We start from the raw sequence: 21,194 nt of genomic DNA on the forward strand, positions 1-21,194 counted from the left end.
GCGCATCACATCCCGCCATGGCACCGACGTGGTCTACAAGCTCGGCGTCTATCCGACGGTCGGCGAATATGGCTACACCGACCAGCCGGGGCGCTGGGACCACTGGCCGGCCGCCTTCGTCTTCACCGGCGGCGCCGACGACGGCGTTGACGGCAAGATCGTGCTGGCGCCTGGCGACGTGCTTTTGCCGTTTAACACCTACGTGCGCGAACCGGTCGTCTACACGATCGAGAAAGGCTTCGTTCAGGACATCCGCGGCGGCCTGGAGGCCGAGCTGATCAAATCCTATATGGGCGAGTTCAAGGATCCGCGCGGCATGGGCATGAGCCATGTCGGCTGGGGGCTCGACCATCGGGCGCAGTGGCACGGCCTGACCCAATTTCCAGGCGGCATGGGCATGGAGCTGCGCTCATTCTACGGCAATGTGATGTTCTCGACCGGCCCCAACAACGAACTCGGCGGTCCCAACGACACCGCCTGCCACCTCGACATTCCGATGCGTGGCTGCAGTCTTTTCCTCGATGACGAGCCGATCGTTGTGGACGGAGGCATCGTCATCAAGGAAATGCAGCACCGCCAATAGACGAGACTGCCGGCACCCGATCGACCCCAAGGCCTGAGGCTTATCTATATGCGATATGAAGCATGACTCGTAGTCTGAATTGGGGACGGAAGCGGACCGCACGCTGCGAGCAAGGGCGTCCAAATGCGAACTCTCAGTTCGATGCGAGCTGCGTCGTGGGTGACTAATCCAGACCACGCTGCTTCAGAACCGAGTAGAACGCTCTGCCGGTTGAGGCGACTTCAAGCTCTGGCAAGAGCATTCAGGGTCAGCTGGAAGTCGTGCCGCGGTCTCCAGCGCAATCCGCGAGGCTGTCATGGAGAGGCTTGGCAACACATCCTCTTGCAGCAATTTCTGGCGATTGCGGTCCATATAGTCGTTGAAGCCGGCCGTGACGAACGCAAGAGGCACGAAACACGCGCCAATCTCACGCGACAAGGTCGCCTCTGGGGCGATCGAGTGGTTGAGCACGTCCGCTCCCATGTTTCGATACGCCAGAGCTTCGGCGGGAGTTGTCAGTCGCGGCCCGTAGCAATGGGCAGCGACCAACTGCTGTTCGATGCCATGGACGCGGCATTCGGCTGGCCAATGGCGCCGGGCGGTCTCGGCCAACAATGCCGCACATCTTGGACATACGATCTGCTTGCCCGAGCAGTCGAAACTCTGGCGGCCGGGAAGCAATGAAAACGGGGTCTGCGACAGTTCGATGATATCGGCGTTTACCACCATGTCGCCGGGTTGGATCGCTTTGTTGATGGCGCCAACGGTCGAGCAGGCCAGGACTTGCCTTACCCCAGCTTTCATCAACACCCAGAACGCGCGGCGATGGCAGGAATGGTCGATATGGTCGCGCGGATTGCCGTGCGAATACATGCACAACGCACGTTTCGTTTTGCCCTCGACGGTAATCGACGCATCGAATTCGAGAAGCTTCCAGTTGTCAGAACGACCGAAGGGCGTTTCAAAACTCATGTCGCGCTGCAAGGCGCGCACACCCTCGAATTCGACATCTTCCGGGAAGGCCAGCCCCCAGTTTGCCGAGCCAGTGATGATGGCCAACCCGACCTGAGGGATTTCCGTTGATTGATCCGCCGGAGCACCGGCTGCTTGATGATCTGTAGGCATGTTTCCAGTCTCGGTCAGGATTTTTGGCGAAGGGTCACGATCAGGACAACGACCATGACGATGGCGGTCCACAAGGTCGAAATCGCCGCAATGGTCGGGTCGATCTGATCGCGCAGAGATATGAACATGAGTTTCGGCAGCGTGCTGTTTTGACCGCTGGCGACGAAGATCGAAATCACGGACTCGTCCAGCGAAGTCAGGAAGGCCATCAGCGTGGCCGACAACAGACTGATCTGAAGTTGCGGGACAATTATGCCACCAATGGCTCTCGCCCAGTTTGCGCCGAGGCTGCGCGCCGCCTGAACCTGGTTCCAGTCGAAGCGGGCCAGGGCGGGCAACAACACAATGCAGGCGACCGGAATGGCCAGCACCACATGTCCGACCAGCACACCGAACAGCGTTCCGACCAGACGTTGCGCCGCCAGCACAAAGAAGAGGCCGATCGCAAGCAGGATACCCGGCACGATGGACGGGGTAAGCAGAACGCCCTGAATGGTTACGGCGGCTTTTCCGCCGAGCCTGTTTATCGAGATGGAGGCCAGCAGCCCGAGGGGCACTGCGATCATCGCCGTCAATGTCCCGAGGATCAGGCTCGTCCTGAGTGCGGCCATCCATGTCGCCGAACCGAAGAAATTCTCGTACCAGCGCAACGAGTATGCGCGTGGTGGGAACTCCAGAAGATTGGACGACGAAAAGGACAGCGGCACGACCACCAGCGTCGGTAGTATCAGGAACGCCATTACCAGCGCGCAAAAGCTCCACAGGAGGATGCGGGCCAGCCTGTTGTCCGGATAGGCTTCAAGCATGGGCTGTGCCCACTCTGCTTCCTGCAATCAGCCGCCGCGCAGCCAGGAACATCACCCCCACCAACGCCATAAGAACGAGGAGCAGAATGCCCAGGACGCTCGCCGAGCCCCAATCCTGGAAGGTCGACAGCGTGCGCTCGATCCGGGTGGAAAGAGGATTTACCTTGCCGCCGCCAAGCACAGCCGGCGTGATGAAAAACCCTATGGTGTAAATGAAGACGATGATCGAACCCGAGAAGATGCCGCCGGCCGAAAGCGGCAGAATGACCGTGCGGATCGTTTGACCGAGCGTAGCGCCCATGCTCGCCGATGCGCGGACAAGGTTGGCGTCGATATCGCGCATAGCGGCATAGACGGGCAGCAGGAAGAGCGGCAGCATGTAGTGAACCATGCCGATGAGCGTTCCCGTGAAGTTGTAGACCAGCGGCAATGGCTCGGTTGTCAGGCCTGAGCCGGTCAAAGCCGCGTTGATCAGGCCATCGCGCCGCAAGAGCACGAGCCAGCCATAGGTGCGCACCAGAATGGAGGTCCACAATGGCAGCATGACGAAGGCCATCAGCAAATTGGCCACCCTCGGTCTGGCGCTGGCCAGGGCGAGCCCCAGGGGGGTGCCGAGAAGAATGCAGATCGCCAGCGTGCCGAGGGACAGTTCAAGGGTCGTGACGAGCGCCGACCATGTCAGTCCGCTCGACAGCACCTTCTCGTAATTGCCGACGGTGTATTCGCCCCCTGTGGTCAGGAAGGATTGCCGGATGATCCAAACGATGGGCAGTATCGCCGCCAGTCCGACGATGAAAAGCGCAGGCAGTGACAGCGAGAGGAAGAACCGCCGCTCGCGTCGAGCGTCTGCCGCGAGTACAGGATCGGCAAGGACGGTCACACTACCGCTCCCGGTATCGCGTGAACTTTCGCTGCTGGTGCATAGGCGGTCACCCGCTGACCGGTGGCAAGTTCGGCGCAGCCACTGGCCAGCGCCGCCGGAATGCAGACAAGGATCTCTTGCCCGCCGTCAAGCGCCAGCGTCAAAAGCCAGTTCTCGCCGCGAAACGCCTTGGCGCGCAGCATTCCCTCAAGCGCCACCCCGTCTCGCCCGACGAGCTTCGCATCAAGATGGAAGCTTTCCGCGCGGATCATCAGAGCTTCGCGTGATGAATCGGCGCCGTCTATTCTAAGCACCGCGCCTGGGGCCACAATGTTGGCCTCGCCCATGAACTCCGCGACGAAGCGGCTCGATGGACGATCATAGATCTGCTGTGGCGTGTCGATCTGCTGAATGCGGCCGGAGTTCATCACCGCAATCCGATCTGACATGATCAGCGCTTCGCGCTGGTCATGCGTCACATAGATGGTGGTGATCCCCAGATCGTCGTGCAGACGCCGGATCTCGTACTGCATGGTTTCGCGCAGATTCTTGTCGAGCGCCGACAGCGGCTCGTCCATCAGCATCACGCGTGGCTCGAAGACGATCGCCCGCGCCAACGCTACCCGCTGGCGCTGGCCGCCGGACAATGCGGCAATGTCGCGCTCCGCCAGACCGTCCAGCTTCACGCGGGCTAGGGCGTCAAGCGCCCGCTGGCGGGCCTCGGCTTTCGGCACCTTGCGCAGCACCAGCGGATACTCGACATTTGCCAGAACGTTCATGTGGGGAAACAGTGCATAGTTCTGGAACACTATGCCGATGTCGCGCTTGTTGGGGGCCAGGCGGGTGATGTCCCGATCGTCCAACAAAAGTTTGCCGGAATCGGGCCGGACAAAACCGGCCAAAGCCATGAGCAGCGTGGTCTTGCCCGATCCGGACGGCCCCAAGAGCGTGAGGAATTCGCCAGCCTGAATGTCGAGCGAGACATCGTCCAGCGCGACGTAAGATCCGTAGGTCTTGCGCACGCTGTCGATGGTGATCGGGAGCGACTTCATCATGTTCTTCAGCCTTAAAGCTGAGACTCAGCGGGCCATCATCTCATCGAAGGCTTTTTGGGCGGCCTCGCCGTTCTTGACCCACCAATCCGCATTCGAAAACACTGAAGTGCCGGCATTTTCAGGCGCGGTCGCAAGGGTCTTCAGACGGTCCTCGGGAATAAGGCCACCCTTATAGCCGGCAGGATTTACAGGGCCATAGGCGATGAAATCGGTCAGCTTCGCCACGCGCGCGGGCTGTGTCATCGCTGCTATCAGCTTCATGGCCGCTTCCTTGTTCGGCGCCCCCTTCGGTACTCCGAGACAGTCGGTGCCAATCACGGAACCCTTGAACGTGTAGTCGGCGGCGCCGCCATCTTTTTTCACAGTCTCTGCCCGTCCGTTCCAGGTGATGACCAGATCCGCCTCACCGTCTTTCAGCACCTGCGCCGACTGAGCGCCCGAGGTCCACCACACGGCGACATTTGGTTTGATCGCTTCAAGCCGCTTGATGGCGCGATCCAGACCCTCCGGCGTGCTAAGCACGGAATAGATATCCGCCGGCGCCACGCCATCTGAGAGCAGCGCGATCTCGATCGAGTCCTGCGCATTGGCGCGCAGCGCGCGACGGCCCGGGAATTTGGCGACATCCCAGAACTCCGCCCAGGTCTTCGGCGGGTTCTCGCCATAGGTCTTGGTGTTCCACGACAAGACGGTGCCATAGGAGTCGAACGGATAGCAGTAGTCGGACTTTGCACCGGCCGGCACGGAGTTGGGATCGATGATCTTGTAGTCGAGCGGCTCCAGCAGCGACTGTGCGGCGGCCTGCGCGCCCTCCGGTGAGCCGAGGTGAATGACGTCGGTGGTGACCGCACCCGAGGTGACCTGCATCTTCAGGGCGGCCAGGCCGTCGCTTAGGGTCTCCTCGCGGACATCATAGCCAAGCTCCTTTGCAGCGGGGGCCCACATGGCTTCCTTAATGGCGTTACCATAGTCGCCGCCAGCGGTCGTGATGGTGACCGTCTGGGCATGGACAGGCAAGGCAGCCGAGATTGCGAATGCTGTTAAGGAAATGCGTAGCCAGGACATAGGTTCTCCTCCCTTTAAATGGCGCTCAAAAGAGCCATTTATTTCTAATCGTAACGTTACGATTGCACTTAATCGAAACTAGAGTCAAGATGCTTGCGTGAAGGAGTTTGAATTGACCGGGACATCGAATCCGGTAACGTCACGAACGCTCCAGCAAATTTCAGCCGACGCTTTTCGCAGACAAAAGTCAGGACAGAATGGCCAATCTAAAACAGATCGCGGCGGAACTGTCCCTCTCGGTTACCACGGTATCCCGCGCACTGAAGGATGGGCCGGAAGTTCATCCCTCGACCATCGCTCGCGTCAAGGAGGTGGCGAAGCGGGTCGGCTATGTGCCAAATCATCATGGCTTCGCGCTCAAAACTGGCCGCACGCTGACGATGACGGCAATATACCCGATGGAGACACAAGACCATCTGTCCGATCTGTTGAAGATCCCCTTGATCGAAGGCATGACGCTGGCGGCGCGGCAAGCGGGTTATAGTATGTCCATCTATTCCACGACTCCCGACGACGATCCCGTTGAGAGTGTGCAGCGGCAGCTTCAGGCGCGCAGCACTGATGGACTGATCATTACGCGCATGGTGTCAAGCGATCCGCGCGTCAAGCTGCTGCTGGATCAAGGCATGCCATTTGTCGCGTTCGGAAGAACCGACCTGGACGTCGCCTATCCTTATGTCGATATCGACAACGAGCAGATTGCCTACGAGGCGACCCGACAGCTCATGGACAAGGGCTGTCGACGCATTGCGCTGCAACTTCTCGTTCCGGGGGACCAGGCGAGTGCCATGCGTCTTTCTGGGTACGAACGGGCAATGGCCGAGGCTGGTATTCCGATCGACCAGTCGCTGATCGGCCACGGCATGTTCACCATGGAATCGAGCGCCGCCTGGTTCGATCGTTTACTGGTGTCGCCAGACCCGCCGACTGGCCTGGCGTGCGCCAACGAGCTGGGACTTCTAGGGGCGTTACACGTTCTTGGCAAAAGAGGACTTGCGCCGGGCAAGGACGTCCACATTGTCACTCGTGACAGCACGCGGCTGGCACGCTTCCTACCCGCCAAAATTGGCGTTCATTCTGTCGACATGGCAGGGGTCGGGCGTACACTCGTCGAAGTACTCGAGAGGCGGATCGCTAATCCGCTTGGACCCGTGGAAACAATCTTGTTCAAAGGTGAGTTCGAGCCGGGCGAGTAGTCGGACCAGAAGAAGACGGACTGAGATAGGACACAGGCAAGCTCGCCGTCACCGTTAAGTAGCCTCCGGCGTAGGGCTCGTGCTGACGTTCACGACCTAGGACGCACGCGCCAGAGGCGCGACCCAGAATTCGAAAGCTTCTAGGAACCCCGGCCACTCCTTGATAGCGGCCATTAAGTCTAAGCCTGTTCGAATCCCATGCGCGCCACACCGGTGACGATGACAACTATGTCTAGTCTAGTCTAGTCTAGTCTAGTCTAGTCTAGTCTAGTCTAGTCTAGTCTAGTCTAGTCTATTGGCCTCTAGAGCCCTCCCGCCGTAAGACACCGCCGGGTTAAGCTCCTCTCGCTTCAATCCCGTTGGCGTAGCGCTTCGATAATGACCTTTAATGCGGGAAGATTCTGCCGGCGGCTTGGATAGTAGAGAAAATAGCCGCCGAAGAAGAGCGACCAATCATCTAGAACCTGAACTAGCAGGCCCGACGCGATCTGCCGCTCCACGATGTTCTCGGGCACATAGGCGATGCCATAGCCGTTCAGCGCGGCGTCGATCATGGCGTAGGTGTTGTTGAAGGTAAGTTGACCGTCCACACGGACACGCAGCGCCTGTCCATCCTTTTCGAACTCCCAGGCGTAGAGGCCGCCGGCGGTCTCTTGGCGCATGTTGATGCGACGTGCCGGGCCAGATCCTGCGGATGCGCAGGCACACCATGCGCGGCAAAACAGTCGGGAGAAGGCCACTGCCACCAACCGCCAGTCAAGCCAAAGGAGCCATTCAATCGCAAGGATCAAAATGATTGCTTGTGGCGCGACCGCGACCTCCAGAGCGGTCGCCTGCAACGTGGGCTTTCAGAACAGGCAGTTGATCTCTAGGTCCTACTTGAGGCGCAGGCGACCATGCAGCCACTAGTTCTTGCCGCTCGTCAACCCATCTAGGATGCGCCTCGCCGGGAGCTTGGGCCAGGCAGAAGTGCGGCGCTGCGAATCGTTTTGCCGTGAACGCCCGGCCTCAAGCATCCGTCGTGAGACGGCCTCCTGCTGCTGGCGCAGGTGGTCGCTCAGCAGCTTGTTCCGCGTGATGTAGCCTGCGTTGACACCCGGGATCGAGTGATTCATCAAAAGGTGAACATCCAGCTCCGCAACGCCTGCGGCCTGCGCGATTGTGCGGAAAGTCTGCCGCAGGTCATTGCCCCATTTCGACAGATCGTCGCGCTTCTCCTTGTGCTCGACCATGTGACCGCTTCCACTGTCGGCCGGGAAGAGCCAGTCACGCGATTGATCTGCATAGAGGGCCCGACCAATGCGCATCACTCGGACCAGACAGCGGATCATCGCGTTCGACAGCGGTATGTCGAAAGCCTTGATCTCACCGCCCTTAGGCCTGGGTATGTGCAGGAGACGGGCGCGAAAATTAACATGCTCTACCCGTGCCTTCCTGATTGCCTCAGGACGATGGCCTGAAAGCAGCATGAACAGATGGAACTCCCGCCGAACGGGGTTCTTCAAGGCCGCAAGCTGATTGAACCATCCTTCCAGATCCGACAGGCCAAGCGCGGAGTTGCGCCGATGCTCGGCATTCCAGTCGATGGCTGATACCGGGTTGTCCGCAGGCAACGAGCGGGCGGCTTTGCGAGCATGGTTGTAAACAGCCCGCAGCGTTCGCATGCAGCCATTGGCGATGTAGGCGCCGTTTTCCTTGGTCAGTTTCTCGTGCCGCGCCGTTACCAAGGCAGGATCATTGCCGAACTTGGACAGAGGTTCGTCAAGCCAGTCAGCCAACAGCCGCTCGACATGATCGCGGTAGTTGTTGATCGTCCCTTCGCTCCTGCCCTTCTTATTCATGTGCCCGTCACGGTAGCGCTCCCAGGCAATGCGCAGAGTGGGGTTCCCTATCGACGGCAAATCCACGGCGGCGGCATCAGCCTCCGGCTTTTGCCTCGATGGGCGGGGATCCACGCCGTTGGCGATCTTCCCGAGAATGTCCTTTGCCTTCGCCCGCGCCGCTCGTGTCGTGAGCTCTCCAACTTCAGCAACCTTCATGCGGACGGAAAGGCGCTTTCCCGCCTTCCTCCGCTCACCCTGGACGACGAATGTTTTTCGCCGTTTGCCAACAAGAACCATGAACCCCGGCAGGTCGGTATCGCGGGCAAAATATTGCCCTGAAGTCGCGGCCTGAAGGTTCGCGACGGCGCGGTCGGTGAGGGAGAGACGAAGGTCTGTCATTGCGATTAGTACGGCATTAATACGGCGATTACGATGCATTCGATCTGTTGGTATCTCTACGCTACGATAGCCGCACAGCACGAAAAAAGCAACCACCTCAAGCAATTATGGGAAGTCAGATCGTACTGCGACGTGCAACGGGCAACAACAGGAAAGGCCGTCTGTCAAATTCCTAATCTGTAGGTCACAGGTTCGATTCCTGTCGGGATCACCATGCATTTCAAAGGCTTAGCGAGCCGCCATACTTTTTGCGAAACTGGGCCCGTTGGAGTGGATGAACCATCACGCCCTCGTTCGCGCATTTGACAACAGCCGGGCCTCGGATGTGAAAGAGAATCCTCGCCTGCGCTGGCATTTCGGCATTCGTCTGCTGCATTGGCTGACCGTGGTCGCGCTCGCTGCGCAAATCGCCATTGCCTTCGGACCGATGGACAGGCCGGGCATGGCGACAATGAACTGGCTTCCGTTTCACATGTCGGTCGGCGTGACGATCCTTGCTGTCATCGTCCTCAGGCTTTGCTGGCGCATCTTCACCCGGGCCCCTGTCAGGCAAACCCCACGGTTCATGCGGTTTGCGACGGTTTTCTTCCACATGTTTCTCTACGTTGCGATCCTCGCCGTCCTGATAACGGGATGGCTGGGCTACCGGCCAATGCCTTTCATGCCTCCCGCACGGCTTTTCGGAAACTTGCCTGTGCCGTTGGCGCCATCCGTTGGCACGCTGTCGGCAAGGGGGTTCGCGCTCATCCATGCAAAGCTGGTCTGGGTATTGCTTGGACTTACCGCTGTTCACATCCTGGCCGCCCTGGTGCATTTCGTGCTGTTGCGCGATGGTGTCATGCGAAGCATGTTCTTCAGCCGGTCGAACATCGACTCGCGGGAATAGAAAATGCCGCTTGCGGTCGACGATGAGACGGCTGCTCACGCCATCGCCCACAATCCTCCCGCGACGATCACCGTATAGCGCGCGGCCTTGCCTATTGCGACAAGAGCAACGAACACGCCAAGGTTCACACGTGCCGCGCCAGCCGCAATGGTGAAAGCATCTCCGACCACCGGCAGCCAGGCAAACAGCAGCGTCCATTCGCCAAAGCGTCGGAACGTCCGGCTTGCCTGCTCATAGCGCTCAGGACTTACAGGAAACCAGCGTCTGGTCCGCAGCGTGTCAATGCCACGCCCCAGAATCCAGTTCACCACGGAGCCGAGCGTGTTGCCGATCGTGGCGACCGCAAGGAGCAGCCAAGGATCACCGCGGCCCGAGACGATCAGGCCAGCGAGCACCGCCTCCGACGAGATCGGCAGCACGGTTGCGGCGAAGAACGCGCTGATGAACAGCGCGCCATAGAGTGCCGTCACGCCGGACTAGGCCTGCACGTCGACAATGCCCATCATACCGAGCTGCTCGTGCTCGAGGATGTGGCAGTGATACATCCTCGGCCCCGGCCGGTCCTGCCGCAACAGCAGCCGCACCGTCTCTCCGCGCGCGACATTGACGGTATCTTTCCAGGCGCGATAGGCCGGCTTCGATATCTTGCCGCCGCGTTCGTGCTCGACCACCTGGAACTGCGTTCCATGCACATGGAATGGATGATCCATGTCCGCCTTGTTGACGATCTCCCAGAGTTCGACCTGTCCAGCCTTGGCGACGACGTCGGTGCGCTTCATGTCGAAAGCAGCGCCGTTGATCAGGAACCCCATCTCCATGCCGCTGGCGTTCATGGTCATGGTTTCGGTAAAGACGAAGCGGCGGCTGACGGCAGGAGCGCCGAGTTGCACGATCGGCCGCAGCCGGTCGGGCAATGGCGGAACGGGGTCCGCCTGAGTCTGCGAGACATTGACCGTCAGCAGCGTCAGTCCAGCATCGGCAGGCCGCCCAGGGCCCATCCAGCCGCGGTCATAGTCGAGCGTGGTAAGCATGGCCGCGCCAGGCCTGTCGAAGGAGACAATCAGTTCAAGCCGTTCCGCCGGGCTGAGCAGGATGTCGTCGACCGCGACTGGCGTCTCCAGCAGACCGCCATCCGTTCCGATGATCGTCATCGGCGCGCCATCGAAGGAGAGCCGCAAAAAGCGTGCGTTGGTCGCATTGTAGAACCGGAAACGCCGCTTCGTGCCAAAGCGGACCGTCAGCGTGGGATTCTTCTGTCCGTTGACCAGCACATGGTCGCCGACGCGCCCGTTCATCAGGTCCGTCATCGTGTTGTCGGGCAAGGTGCCATCGGCCGCGAGGCGTAGGTCGGTGAACATCAGCACGGTGTCGCCATAGGCGGCCGGGATCGGATCGGCCTTCGGCTTGACCACGAACGCGCCGGCAAGGCCGCGATAGACCTGCTCGGCCGTCTTGCCGTGCGGATGCGGGTGATACCAGTAGGAACCGGCGCTGCCTTCCGGCAGGTCGAAGCTGTAGGTGCGATCGGTGCCTGCCGCGACCGGATCCATCGGATTGCCGTCCTGGTCGGCCGGCACCGGCATGCCGTGCCAATGGATGGTGCTTGCCTCGCCCGCAATCCGGTTGGCGAAGGTGATCTCGATGCGGTCGCCTTCGACGGCCTCGATCAGCGGCCCGGGGCTGGTGCCGTTGTAGCCGAGGATCGGCGTGTCCAGCCCTTCCGCAAAACGCACCGTGGCGGACTGGGCCGTGAGCTTAGCCTTGAACAGCCCGGCAGTGCCGGTTTCACTGGCCAGCAGCGGCAACTCGCGCAATGCCTCGCCCTCAGGCAGCATGGCTGCGCTTTTTGGCGCCGCCCCCAGTCGTGGCCCATATCCATGCCGGGCATGTCGTCCATCTTCATCTGGGCGATGGCGCGGGGGCTCACGAGAACCGTGGCAAGACCTGCCGCCAGAAAACCACGTCGATGCATCTGTCGTCTCCTCGATCAGCCATGAACGCCAGGGGGGATCCTAAGAAGACTGCCGAAGCCCAACCAGGTCAATGCGGCGTTTAGGCCGCCTGATCGGCCTGGCATCATGGCCGCTGGAAAGGCAACCATCGCGCCAAAGACCCGCCATGGGCGCCGACCGACAGCGGCCCACGCGATCAGCCCGTTCAGCCAACCCTAACGACAAAATGCTTCGTCACCGGCTCGATGATCTTCCAGGTTCCCTTGAAATCGGCTTCCACCACGAAGGCGTCGCCGGGGCCGACTTCGACCGGGGCGCCGCCGTCCGGCGTGATGATGATGCGGCCGGCGATCATGTGCACGAACTCATAGTCGGTGTAGGTCGCGTGATACGTGCCGGGCGTCGCCTGCCAGGTGCCCGACAGCACCTTGCCGTCCTCGGTCGTGTGCTGGACGGCGGTTTTCATGGTCGGCTTGCCCTCGACCACGACCCAGCCGGCCAGATCGCCGGCTTCCGCGTTTTCGACGGCGCCGAATTTGAGGATCGTGTTGCGTGTCATGTCCTGGGCTCCGTCTGGTCGTTGTGCCGGCGTTATGTGCCTGGACGGTCAGATAGCCGATGCCCCTGCCGTGGGCAATGCCGACGCCGTGCGACCATCGCTTGCGTCTCCAGTTCGACGGGCGGGTTCAGGGTTTGTGTTGTGCCGAAACAAGCTCGGCCTTGCGCAGCGCCGTCTCCAGCCCGAGCCCGATGAAGGCGCGCGCGTGTTTGGCGAGCGCCACATTGTCTGTCCATAGATTGCGCCAGATGGCGGTTTTCTTAGACAGGTTCTCATCGACAATCTCCGACGAGAAGGATTCGAAGCTGAGGTCGTCGCTGTAGCCGATTGCCGTCAGCGCATCGAAGATCGCGGCGAAGTCGATATTGCCGGTGCCGAGGAAACCGCGATGGCTCTCGCCGATATGGACATAGCCGATCTTGTTTGCGGCATGGCGGATGGCCAGCCCGACCTCGGCCTCCTCGATATTCATGTGGAAGGTGTCGAGATGCAGGAAGATGTTGTCCGAGCCGGTATCTTCGATGAAGGCCAGCCCTTGCGCGGCGGTGTTGAGCAGGTTGCTTTCGAAGCGGTTGACGATCTCGAGGTTAAGCGTGACGCCGGCCGCCTTGGCCGTCTCGGCGACCTTGGCCAGCGTGCCGGCGCTGCGCTGCCATTGATCGCGCGTCGGCGCCAGCGTCTGCAGTCCGTGGCTGGTCGAGAGAATGCCGCCAATCTTCTGGCCGCCCAGGTCGCGCGTCAGCGCGATGGTGTCGTTGAGTATCTCGACGCCGCGCGCGGCAATCGCTTTGTCGGCGCTCGAAATGTCGCCATCACCAGGCAATCCGATGCTGATCGCGACGCCGAGGCCGAGATCGGCGATGCGCCTGGCGAGCCCACTGATGTCGACATCGGCCGGGTCGAGATAAGAGAATTCGATGAGGTCGAAGCCGGCCTCTTTGGTGTTGGCCAACGTCCGCTCGAGATCGGCCTGCGCCGAGCTCGCCGACCAGACGAAAGAATGGATTCCAATGCGCGACATCATCGTCTCCGGCTTCTGCGCATCGGACCCATAAGCGAGCCGATGCTTGGACAAGACGTGCGGCCGGTGATCCCGGCCGCACGCTGCTGAGGGACGTTTAGCGGGCCGCGGTCCAGCCCTTGTAGTCCTTCAGGTTCTCGGCCGTGATCAGCTTCGGGTCGAGCAGCACGGTCGGCTCCGCCGGCTTCTTGCCAGCCAGCAATTCAGCCGCCATCGTCAGCGACTGGCCGGCCATCACATAAGGATCCTGCGACGCCGAAGCCTTGATCATCGAGGTGCCGGAGGAGAGTTCCTTCTCGATATCCGGCGCGCCGTCGACGGCGGTGAAGATGAACTCCGCGCGGTTGAGCTGCTTGGCGGCGAGCTGGGCGCCGATCGCCGTCGGATCATTGATGGCGAACACCGCGTCGATCTTGTCGAAGCGGGTGAGCAGCGACTGGAACACCTTCAGGCCGCCGTCGCGCGAACCTTCGGCATTCTGGTCGTCGGAGAGGATCTTGATGTCCGGATGCTGTGCCAGCACGTTCTTGCAGCCCTTCACCCGCTCCAGGATCGACGACGATGCCGGGCCGTTGAGGATGACGTAGTCACCCTTGCCGCCGGTGTGGTCGACCAGATACTGGCAGGCCTCTTCGCCTGCCTTGACGTTGTTAGTCATCACCGTGACGTCGGCGCCCGGCGCTGAAACGTCGAAGGCAGCAACGACGATGCCCGCGGCTTGCGCCTTCTTCACCGCCGGTGCGATCGCTTTGGCGTCGACGGCATTGAGCATGATCACGTCGACGCCGGCAGCGATGAACGAATCAACCTGCGAGACCTGCTTGTTGAGGTCATAGTCGGCCGACACTGACGTCACCTCGACCTTCGGGTTGATCTTCTTGGCCGCGTCCTCGATGCCCTTGATGGTGGCGACAAAGAAGGGGTTGCCGAGCAGGCCGACCGAGATGCCGACCTTGTTGAGGTCCTTTGCTGAAGCAGGCGCGATGGCGAGCGACGCGAGTGCGGCGCCGCAGAGCAGTTTGGCGATGGTCTTCATTGCTTTCCTCCGATTGCCCCGCGCCTCTCACGGTGCGTTACACAAACCGGTCGTTTACGCCGGCGACTAAGGTCAATCACGTTCTTGCTCCTGCCTGGAGCCTGTAGCGGTCGAGGGCGACCGCCACGATGATGACCAATCCCTTGATGATGTACTGCCAGATGTCCGAGACACCGGCCAAGATGAGCCCGTTGGAGAGCACCGCGATGATCAGGCCGCCGATCAGCGTGCCCCAGATCGAGCCGACGCCGCCGACGAAGCTGGTGCCGCCGAGAATGACCGCGGCAATGGCGTCGAGCTCGTAGGACTGCCCCAGCTGCAGGCCGTTGGCGGCGTAGAGCCGGGCCGCCGACATGGCACCACCAAGGCCGGCCAGCATGCCGGAAACGCCATAGACGAAGAGCAGCACCAGCGGCACCTTGATGCCGGTCAGTCGGGCGGCCTCGGCATTGCCGCCGACAGCATAGATCCAGGTGCCGAGCACGGTGCGCTTGAGCACCAGCCAGGACAGCACGACGACCGACAGCGCGATGATCACCAGCCATGGGATGCCAAACAGCGAACCGTTGCCGATGAAATCGAACGGCAGGTCCGAATTGAACACCGTCGTGTCCTGGCCGAGCAGGCGGGCGACGCCGCGCACCGCGGTCAGCGAACCCAGCGTGACGATGAAGGGCGGCAGCTTGATGTAGGCGATGAGCAGCCCGTTGATGAGGCCGAAGCCGAGGCCGACCAGAATGGCCGCCGGCACGCCGAGCAGGCCCCAGTCCGGCACCAGCGACACCATCACCGCCACCATCGCCGATGCGGCAAGGATGGCGCCGACGGACAGGTCGATGCCGCCGGTCAGGATGACGAAGGTCATGCCGGCCGCCAGCACGATGTTGATCGACGACTGCTGGGTGACGATCAGCAGATTGGTCTCGGTCAGGAAGCGCGGGTTCATGAACTGGAAGCCGGCCGCCAGCAGGATCAGGACCGGCAGCATGCCAAGGGCGGCAAAGGCGGTGCGCAACCGCCGGCTCGTGCCGGTGGCTTGGCCGCCTGCGCTGATCTCGGTCGCCTTGTCGGTCATTGCTGAGCCGCTCCCGTTGCAAGTTCCATGATTTTCTCCTGGCTGAGCGGCTGGCCTTCGGATGCCGTCACCTCGCCCGATATCGTGCCGTCGCGCATCACCAGCACGCGGTCGGCGACGCCGATCACCTCCGGCAGTTCGCTGGAGATCATCAGGATGGCGATGCCTTGCTTGGCGAGATTGTCGATCAGCCGGTAGATTTCCGACTTCGCCCCGACATCGACGCCGCGCGTCGGCTCGTCGAGAATGACGACCTTCGGCTCGGTCTCGAGCAGGCGGGCGAGCAGCACCTTCTGCTGGTTGCCGCCCGACAGCGAACCGGCATTGGCCTGCACCGAACTGGTGCGGATGGAGAGATCGGCAACAGCCTTGGACGCGCGCCCTTCGGCGGCCGCGAAGTCACGCAAGCCGCCGGCGCGGGAATCCCTCGCCAGCACGCCCATGCTGATGTTGTCGGAAATCGACATGTCGAGGAACAGCCCGAGTTCCTTGCGGTCCTCGGTCAGATAGGCGATGCCGGCATCCAGCGCCTCGCGCGGCGAGCCGATGATTACAGGCTTGCCGTCGAGTTCCAGCATCCCTGATGTGCGACTGTCGGCGCCGAAGATCAGCCGCGCAAGCTCGGTGCGGCCGGAGCCGACCAGGCCCGCCAGCGCCAGCACCTCGCCCTTGTGCAGGTCGAACGAGCAGTTTTTCAACCGACGGCCGTCGGACATGCCGCGCACCGAGAGCGCCACCGCGCGCTTTGCGTCCGGCGGCCGATGGTCCTTTTTGTAGAAGGCGGACAAATCGCGGCCGACCATCATCGAGACGAGGCGCGAGGCGCTGAGCTCGGCGCGCTCGAGCGTACCGACATAGCCGCTGTCGCGCAGCACGCTGACGCGATCGGCAAGCTGGTAGATCTCTTCCATGCGATGGCTGATGTAGATGATGGCGATGCCTTGCGATTTCAGCGTCGCAATGACCTCGAACAGCCGGTCGGTCTCGCGCGAGGTCAGCGACGTGGTCGGCTCGTCCATGACGATAATGCGCGCATTGGTCGACAGCGCGCGGGCGATCTCGACCAGCTGGCGCTCGCCAAGCGACAGGCTGGAGACCATATCGCGGGCCGAGAAGGAGACGCCCAGACGCGCGATGATCTCCCTGGCGCGCCGGGTGCACTGGTCGCGGTCGACGATGCCGAAGCGCCGCGGCTCGTTGCCGAGGAAAATGTTCTGCGCCACCGTCAGATTGGGCGCCAGCGACAGCTCCTGATAGATCACCGCGACGCCGCTGGCGCGCGCCTTGATCGGATCGCCGGTCGCGGCGGGCATGCCGTCGATCAGGATCTCGCCGCCGGGATCGGGCCGATAGGCGCCTGAAAGCACCTTCATCAATGTCGACTTGCCGGCGCCGTTTTCGCCCATCAAGGCGTGCAGCTCGCCGGCATGGACGCTGAGCGAGACATCCTGCAAGGCGCGGATAGCGCCGAACGTCTTGGAGATGTGCCGCATCTCCAGCACCGGCTGGCGCGTCGTCTCGACCTTGGCGGCCGCACTCATCGCGCGCCTCCCGCCACGGCACCGGTGATGCCACGGTCCATGGCCCGCGCACGCCAGTCATCACGATAGAAGGCCAATCCGGTGAAACGCGACGCACGCACCGGCTCCGGCACTTCCGCGGCAAATTCGCGCCCGACGCTCTCAAAGGCGAGCGCCGCGGCGCCCGTGGCGCTGCCTTCCAGCGTGGCGCCCTGCAGGAAAGCCTGGCCAGGACGAAATTGCGCCAACAGCCCGGCGAGCAGGCCGCCCGTGTTCAGCCCGCCATCGACGATCACGGTGTTGTCCGAATGGATCAGGTCGAGCGACAGATCGACCATCAGCGCGACATAGAGCAGCGCCACGGCCGCGCGTTCCTCGGCATTGGGCGTGCGCCCGACCAGCCGGCCGGACTGGCCGGACATCGGCCCGCCCGGCGCGAAACTCGGCAGCGCCATGATGCCGGCGTCGATCACCCGCTGGATCGAGGATGGGGCGATCACGCCTTGCCAGCCGTCGCTGATGACAGCGAATTCGCGTCCCCCCATGAAGCGGATGGTCGGCACCGGGCCGCCATCGACATCGACATTGACCAGCATGTCGCGGCCCTGGTCGAGCGCGTCGAGCGGGCAGTCCGGATTGAGCACGATGACCCAGGTGCCGGTCGAAACGACGGTGACTGGGCCGAGTTCCTGCCGGCGATAGGCATGCAGCGCCGCATTCGAGTCATGGACGCCGTTGTGGATGGCGATCGGCCGTGCCGAACCGCCAAGCCGCCGTTCGCCGGTCACGGCGCCGGCGCGCTCGAAGGAAGGCATCCGGTCCCGCCAGCCCTGCGCGTCGACCAGTGAGGAAAAGTCTTGGCTGCGCGGCGCCCACAGATGCGAGTGGCAGCCAAGATAGGACACTTCCGAAACCGCCCGCCCGCCAAGGCGCCAGCTCCAGTATTGCGGATAGCCGAGGATCGATCTCGATGCCGCGAATACGTCGGGATCGACCTCCTGCAGCCACAGCATGTGGCGACCGTAGTTGAAGCCGAGCGGCAGTCGCGGCGAGAACGTCTCGGCAAAATCCGGAATGCGGCGATCGATCCGTGCGGCAATCTCGGCCGGCGGCTCTTGCTCGTAGTCGAGGATCGGATGCGTCAGCGCCGCCTCGTCGATCAAGGCGAAGGTGCAGCCATGGCCCGACACCATCAGCCCCTCAACGCTGTGGCTGTCGACCGCAGCGTTTACAGCACCGAGTGCCCAATCGTGGAGCGATGCCTCGTCGAGCACGCTGAAGCCGCCCTGGCGCACCCATTTCGGCTGCGTGCGACGCTCGTCGATGATCCGCCCGTCCTGACCGAAGACGAACAGCTTCGAATTGGTCTTGCCGAAATCGAGGACTGCCACCTTCACTGGATGGCTCCCGAGGATGAGGCTATCCTCACCATGACGCCGGCATCTTCCAGCATGCGCGCATCGGTGTCGGAGAGGCCGTCATCGGTGACCAGCGTCCCGATGCGGGAAAGCGGCAGCGCGACGTTGCGTGCATGGATCGACAGTTTGCGGCTGTCGGCCAGCACCACGATCTGGTCGGCGCAAAGGCTTAGGTCGACGATCGAGCGCACCAGCAGCGGATGCGATTCCAGCACACCTTCCTGGCCAAGGCCTTGCGCGCCGAGAAAGAATTTCGAGGCGTAGAAGGGCACGGCTTGGCTGAGCGAATGGATGATGCCGGGTTCGCGATGCAGGTCGCCGCCGGCAACCGTCAGGCTGCAATGGCCGTGGTCGCTGAGATAGGCCGCCAGCGGCATCGAGTTGGTGTAGAGCCGGATGTTGCGCTCGGCGAGCTTGACCCCGAGATGGAAGCAGGTCGAACCGCCATGCACGATGACCGCATCGCCGTCGCGCACCATGGTCGCCGCGAGAGAGGCGATCTGCCGCTTGGCCTCGACCGCAAGGTCGCGGTTCTCGTCATAGGGCCTGGCATAGGCGACACCGGCCTGGGAGGCGCCGTCGAGCGCCGAGATGCCGCCATAGACCTTCCGTGCTTCGCCGGCTTCATCGATCCTGTCGATATCGCGCCTGACCGTGGCGGCTGAAACGCCAAGCCGCTCCTGCAGCTCGCGCACCGAGGCGAACGGGCGATCCCGCAGCAATTCGACGATCTGACGCTGACGGCCGGAGTCGCTCAACTCTTCCTCCCGGATGCCCTTTTCCATGGCAATTGGCGCAACTTACTCAACATTAGGCGGATTGCAAGCGTGTTTTGATGATAGTAGATCACTGTTGACGTAGATCACTCGTATCTGCGATATCAGCGCCAATTCGATCCCTGCAACGGGATTTCGCGCAGGACACGGCCGAGCCGTTGGAGGAAAAGCGCCATGGCGACCCAAGCTGACGCGCAGGAACTGGCGGCCTTGCGGGCGCTTTCGGCCAGCATCGGGCAGAGTCCGCATCTGACCCAGGCGGCAGGCGGCAACACCTCGCTGAAGGCCGGCGACACGTTGTGGATCAAGGCTTCCGGCACCTGGCTGAAGGACGCGCTCACCGACGACATCATGGTGCCGGTGGCGATGGCGCCGCTGCTTCGGGCTGTCGAACGGCGCGATCGCGCCGCCGACCAGCCGCAGGGTTTCACCGTTGCAGCGCTCAACCCGCGCGGCTTACGTCCGTCGATCGAGACCACAGTGCACGCCTTGATGCCGCAGCGCGTCGTTCTGCACGTCCATTGCGTCGACACCATCTCGCTTGCCGTGCAGGCCGATGGCGAGGCCGAGGTCGCCAGGCGGCTCGATGGCATCGAATGGGCCTATGTGCCCTATTTCCGGCCAGGCCTACCGCTTGCCCGCGGCATTGCCGAAAAACTGCGGCCTGATGTCGACGTTCTCATCCTTGGCAATCACGGGCTGGTCGTCGCCGCTGAAACCGTCGCCGGAGCGGAGCTTCTGCTGCGCCGCGTCCGGTCGCTGCTGGCCCGGCCGGCGCGCGCGACCGCCGCGCCCGACCTTACCGCCTTGACGGCGCTTGCCGGCGACAGCGGTTACAGATTTCCGGCCGATGTCGAAGCGCATGCGGTTGCGCTTGACCCGGAGAGCCGCCGCATGGCGCAGGCCGGCAGCCTCTATCCGGACCACGTCATCTTCCTCGGCCAGGGCTCGGTCGCGGCGAGGCCTGGCGAGACCGTGGCCGATGTCATCGCACGTCTAGGCACGCCGCCGGCTGCGATCCTGTTTCCCGGCGCAGGCGTGCTGATGCGCGGCGACGCCAGTGCCGGCGCCGACGCCATGCAACGCTGCCTTGCCGACGTGACGGCGCGCATCGACATCGCGGCGCGGCTGAACTATCTCACCGCCGCCGAAAATGACGAGCTGGTCAACTGGGACGCCGAGCAGTATCGCCAGAAGCTCAACGCGGCCGGCGGCTAGCAAAGGACGGATGACATGATGCCACTCGTCATCGGCATCGACATCGGCACATCGGGTGCGCGCGCCGTCGCCATGCGGCCGGAGTTCTCCATTGCCGGGCATTCGGCCGTTCCGCTCGACAGGTTCGGCCCAAACCCGCGCGATCCCGCTGTGTGGTGGTCGGCGGTTGGCGCAGCGCTTACCGAGCTGCTTTCCGGCATCGACCGCGCGGCGGTCCGCGCCATCGCCATCGACGGCACGTCGGGCACGCTGCTGCCGGTCGATGTCGCCGGACGGCCGCTGGCCGAGCCACTGATGTACAACGACAAGGTCGCCGACGGCGACATCCTGGCCGCGATTGCCCGCGAGGCCCCCGCCGCAAGTGCCGCGCACGGAGCGACATCCGGCCTCGCCAAGGCCCTGCGCTTCCAGAGCATGCCCGGCATTGCAATGGTGCTGCACCAGGCCGACTGGATCGCCGGAAATTTGTCCGGTCGCTTCGATGTCAGCGACGAGAACAATGTCCTGAAGACAGGCTATGACGTCGAAGCCCGCCGCTGGCCGGACTGGATCGCGGCGGCCGGAATGCGCATGGAACTGCTGCCGCGCGTCGTCGAACCGGGCGATGTCACCGGCGCTCTCACCGCTGCCGCCGCGGAGCTGTTCGGCTTGCCGCGCGATGTGGTCGTTGTCGCTGGCACGACGGACGGCTGCGCCTCGTTCCTGGCGACCGGCGCGGCGGCCATCGGCGACGGCGTCACCGCGCTGGGGTCGTCGCTGACCATCAAGATCCTGTCCGACCGGTCGATCTCGGCGCCTCGCTTCGGCATCTACAGCCATCGGCTCGGCAACGCCTGGCTG

Annotated in this window: 19 protein-coding genes and 2 pseudogenes; 5 read left to right on the forward strand and 16 right to left on the reverse strand. The window is 62.6% G+C overall.

What is annotated here, in order from left to right; translation table 11 throughout:
• A pseudogene (locus EN993_RS13835) lies at nucleotides 1–583 on the forward strand (leucyl aminopeptidase); the annotation flags it as partial.
• A gap of 183 nt (nucleotides 584–766) precedes the next feature.
• On the opposite strand, the gene EN993_RS13840 reads toward EN993_RS13835, so the two are convergent.
• From EN993_RS13840 to EN993_RS13860, 5 genes are read right to left on the reverse strand one after another with little or no spacing between them, the layout of a single operon-like run.
• Nucleotides 767–1,687, reverse strand: a complete 921-nt coding sequence (locus EN993_RS13840; protein WP_127263665.1) for a 5'-methylthioadenosine phosphorylase — start codon at nucleotides 1,685–1,687, stop codon at nucleotides 767–769.
• A gap of 14 nt (nucleotides 1,688–1,701) precedes the next feature.
• Nucleotides 1,702–2,493 (reverse strand): ABC transporter permease, encoded by a 792-nt coding sequence (locus EN993_RS13845; protein ID WP_127263667.1) that lies wholly within the window; start codon nucleotides 2,491–2,493, stop codon nucleotides 1,702–1,704.
• Nucleotides 2,486–3,373: an ABC transporter permease gene (locus tag EN993_RS13850; protein WP_127263669.1), complete on the reverse strand. Its 888-nt coding sequence runs from the start codon at nucleotides 3,371–3,373 to the stop codon at nucleotides 2,486–2,488. The genes EN993_RS13845 and EN993_RS13850 overlap by 8 nt, the downstream gene beginning before the upstream one ends.
• Entirely contained in the window at nucleotides 3,370–4,407 is a 1,038-nt protein-coding gene (locus tag EN993_RS13855; RefSeq protein WP_127263681.1) for an ABC transporter ATP-binding protein, read from the reverse strand. The genes EN993_RS13850 and EN993_RS13855 overlap by 4 nt, the downstream gene beginning before the upstream one ends.
• A gap of 27 nt (nucleotides 4,408–4,434) precedes the next feature.
• A complete protein-coding gene (locus tag EN993_RS13860) occupies nucleotides 4,435–5,475 on the reverse strand; it encodes an ABC transporter substrate-binding protein (RefSeq protein ID WP_127263671.1) in 1,041 nt (346 codons plus the stop codon).
• Between the two features lie 197 nt (nucleotides 5,476–5,672).
• Between EN993_RS13860 and EN993_RS13865 the strand changes: the two genes are divergently transcribed.
• Nucleotides 5,673–6,671, forward strand: coding sequence for a LacI family DNA-binding transcriptional regulator (locus EN993_RS13865; protein ID WP_127263673.1), 999 nt, complete (start codon nucleotides 5,673–5,675; stop codon nucleotides 6,669–6,671).
• A gap of 350 nt (nucleotides 6,672–7,021) precedes the next feature.
• Here EN993_RS13865 and EN993_RS13870 read toward each other — a convergent pair.
• Together EN993_RS13870 and EN993_RS13875 are read right to left on the reverse strand one after the other, a co-directional pair.
• Nucleotides 7,022–7,429, reverse strand: a pseudogene (locus tag EN993_RS13870) (LysR substrate-binding domain-containing protein); the annotation flags it as partial.
• A 147-nt stretch (nucleotides 7,430–7,576) separates the two neighbouring features.
• Nucleotides 7,577–8,932 carry an integrase family protein gene (locus EN993_RS13875; protein WP_245468787.1) on the reverse strand — a complete coding sequence of 452 codons (1,356 nt, stop codon included), beginning with the start codon at nucleotides 8,930–8,932 and terminating at the stop codon, nucleotides 7,577–7,579.
• Between the two features lie 235 nt (nucleotides 8,933–9,167).
• Here EN993_RS13875 and EN993_RS13880 point away from each other — a divergent pair, with 235 nt between their 5' ends.
• Complete coding sequence (locus tag EN993_RS13880; RefSeq protein WP_245468788.1) at nucleotides 9,168–9,779, forward strand: cytochrome b; 612 nt, start codon at nucleotides 9,168–9,170, stop codon at nucleotides 9,777–9,779.
• A gap of 35 nt (nucleotides 9,780–9,814) precedes the next feature.
• On the opposite strand, the gene EN993_RS13885 is transcribed toward EN993_RS13880, so the two are convergent.
• The 9 genes from EN993_RS13885 to EN993_RS13925 form a co-directional block, all read right to left on the reverse strand.
• Nucleotides 9,815–10,249, reverse strand: a complete 435-nt coding sequence (locus tag EN993_RS13885) for a YqaA family protein (protein ID WP_127263675.1) — start codon at nucleotides 10,247–10,249, stop codon at nucleotides 9,815–9,817.
• Between the two features lie 6 nt (nucleotides 10,250–10,255).
• Nucleotides 10,256–11,614 carry a multicopper oxidase family protein gene (locus EN993_RS13890; RefSeq protein WP_245468790.1) on the reverse strand — a complete coding sequence of 453 codons (1,359 nt, stop codon included), beginning with the start codon at nucleotides 11,612–11,614 and terminating at the stop codon, nucleotides 10,256–10,258.
• Between the two features lie 322 nt (nucleotides 11,615–11,936).
• Nucleotides 11,937–12,290, reverse strand: coding sequence for a cupin domain-containing protein (locus tag EN993_RS13895; protein WP_109671588.1), 354 nt, complete (start codon nucleotides 12,288–12,290; stop codon nucleotides 11,937–11,939).
• 127 nt (nucleotides 12,291–12,417) lie between these two features.
• Complete coding sequence (locus EN993_RS13900) at nucleotides 12,418–13,311, reverse strand: sugar phosphate isomerase/epimerase (RefSeq protein ID WP_126070758.1); 894 nt, start codon at nucleotides 13,309–13,311, stop codon at nucleotides 12,418–12,420.
• A gap of 97 nt (nucleotides 13,312–13,408) precedes the next feature.
• Nucleotides 13,409–14,347, reverse strand: coding sequence for an ABC transporter substrate-binding protein (locus tag EN993_RS13905; protein ID WP_126070759.1), 939 nt, complete (start codon nucleotides 14,345–14,347; stop codon nucleotides 13,409–13,411).
• 76 nt (nucleotides 14,348–14,423) lie between these two features.
• On the reverse strand, nucleotides 14,424–15,422 hold the full coding sequence (locus EN993_RS13910; protein ID WP_109671586.1) for a ribose ABC transporter permease: 999 nt from the start codon (nucleotides 15,420–15,422) through the stop codon (nucleotides 14,424–14,426).
• The gene (locus EN993_RS13915) at nucleotides 15,419–16,963 is read right to left on the reverse strand and encodes a sugar ABC transporter ATP-binding protein (RefSeq protein ID WP_127263677.1); all 1,545 of its coding nucleotides are present in this window, start codon (nucleotides 16,961–16,963) and stop codon (nucleotides 15,419–15,421) included. Before EN993_RS13915 ends, EN993_RS13910 begins: the two co-directional genes overlap by 4 nt.
• On the reverse strand, nucleotides 16,960–18,339 hold the full coding sequence (locus EN993_RS13920) for an FGGY-family carbohydrate kinase (protein WP_127263679.1): 1,380 nt from the start codon (nucleotides 18,337–18,339) through the stop codon (nucleotides 16,960–16,962). The genes EN993_RS13915 and EN993_RS13920 overlap by 4 nt, the downstream gene beginning before the upstream one ends.
• Nucleotides 18,336–19,118 (reverse strand): DeoR/GlpR family DNA-binding transcription regulator, encoded by a 783-nt coding sequence (locus EN993_RS13925; protein ID WP_109671657.1) that lies wholly within the window; start codon nucleotides 19,116–19,118, stop codon nucleotides 18,336–18,338. Before EN993_RS13925 ends, EN993_RS13920 begins: the two co-directional genes overlap by 4 nt.
• Before the next feature lie 192 nt (nucleotides 19,119–19,310).
• Here EN993_RS13925 and EN993_RS13930 point away from each other — a divergent pair, with 192 nt between their 5' ends.
• Together EN993_RS13930 and EN993_RS13935 are read left to right on the forward strand one after the other, a co-directional pair.
• Nucleotides 19,311–20,354 carry a class II aldolase/adducin family protein gene (locus tag EN993_RS13930; protein ID WP_109671583.1) on the forward strand — a complete coding sequence of 348 codons (1,044 nt, stop codon included), beginning with the start codon at nucleotides 19,311–19,313 and terminating at the stop codon, nucleotides 20,352–20,354.
• A 15-nt stretch (nucleotides 20,355–20,369) separates the two neighbouring features.
• A partial coding sequence (locus EN993_RS13935; RefSeq protein WP_164757656.1) for an FGGY-family carbohydrate kinase occupies nucleotides 20,370–21,194 on the forward strand: 825 nt, incomplete at its 3' end.

This window comes from Mesorhizobium sp. M7D.F.Ca.US.004.01.2.1 (assembly GCF_003997785.1).
GTDB lineage: Bacteria > Pseudomonadota > Alphaproteobacteria > Rhizobiales > Rhizobiaceae > Mesorhizobium > Mesorhizobium loti.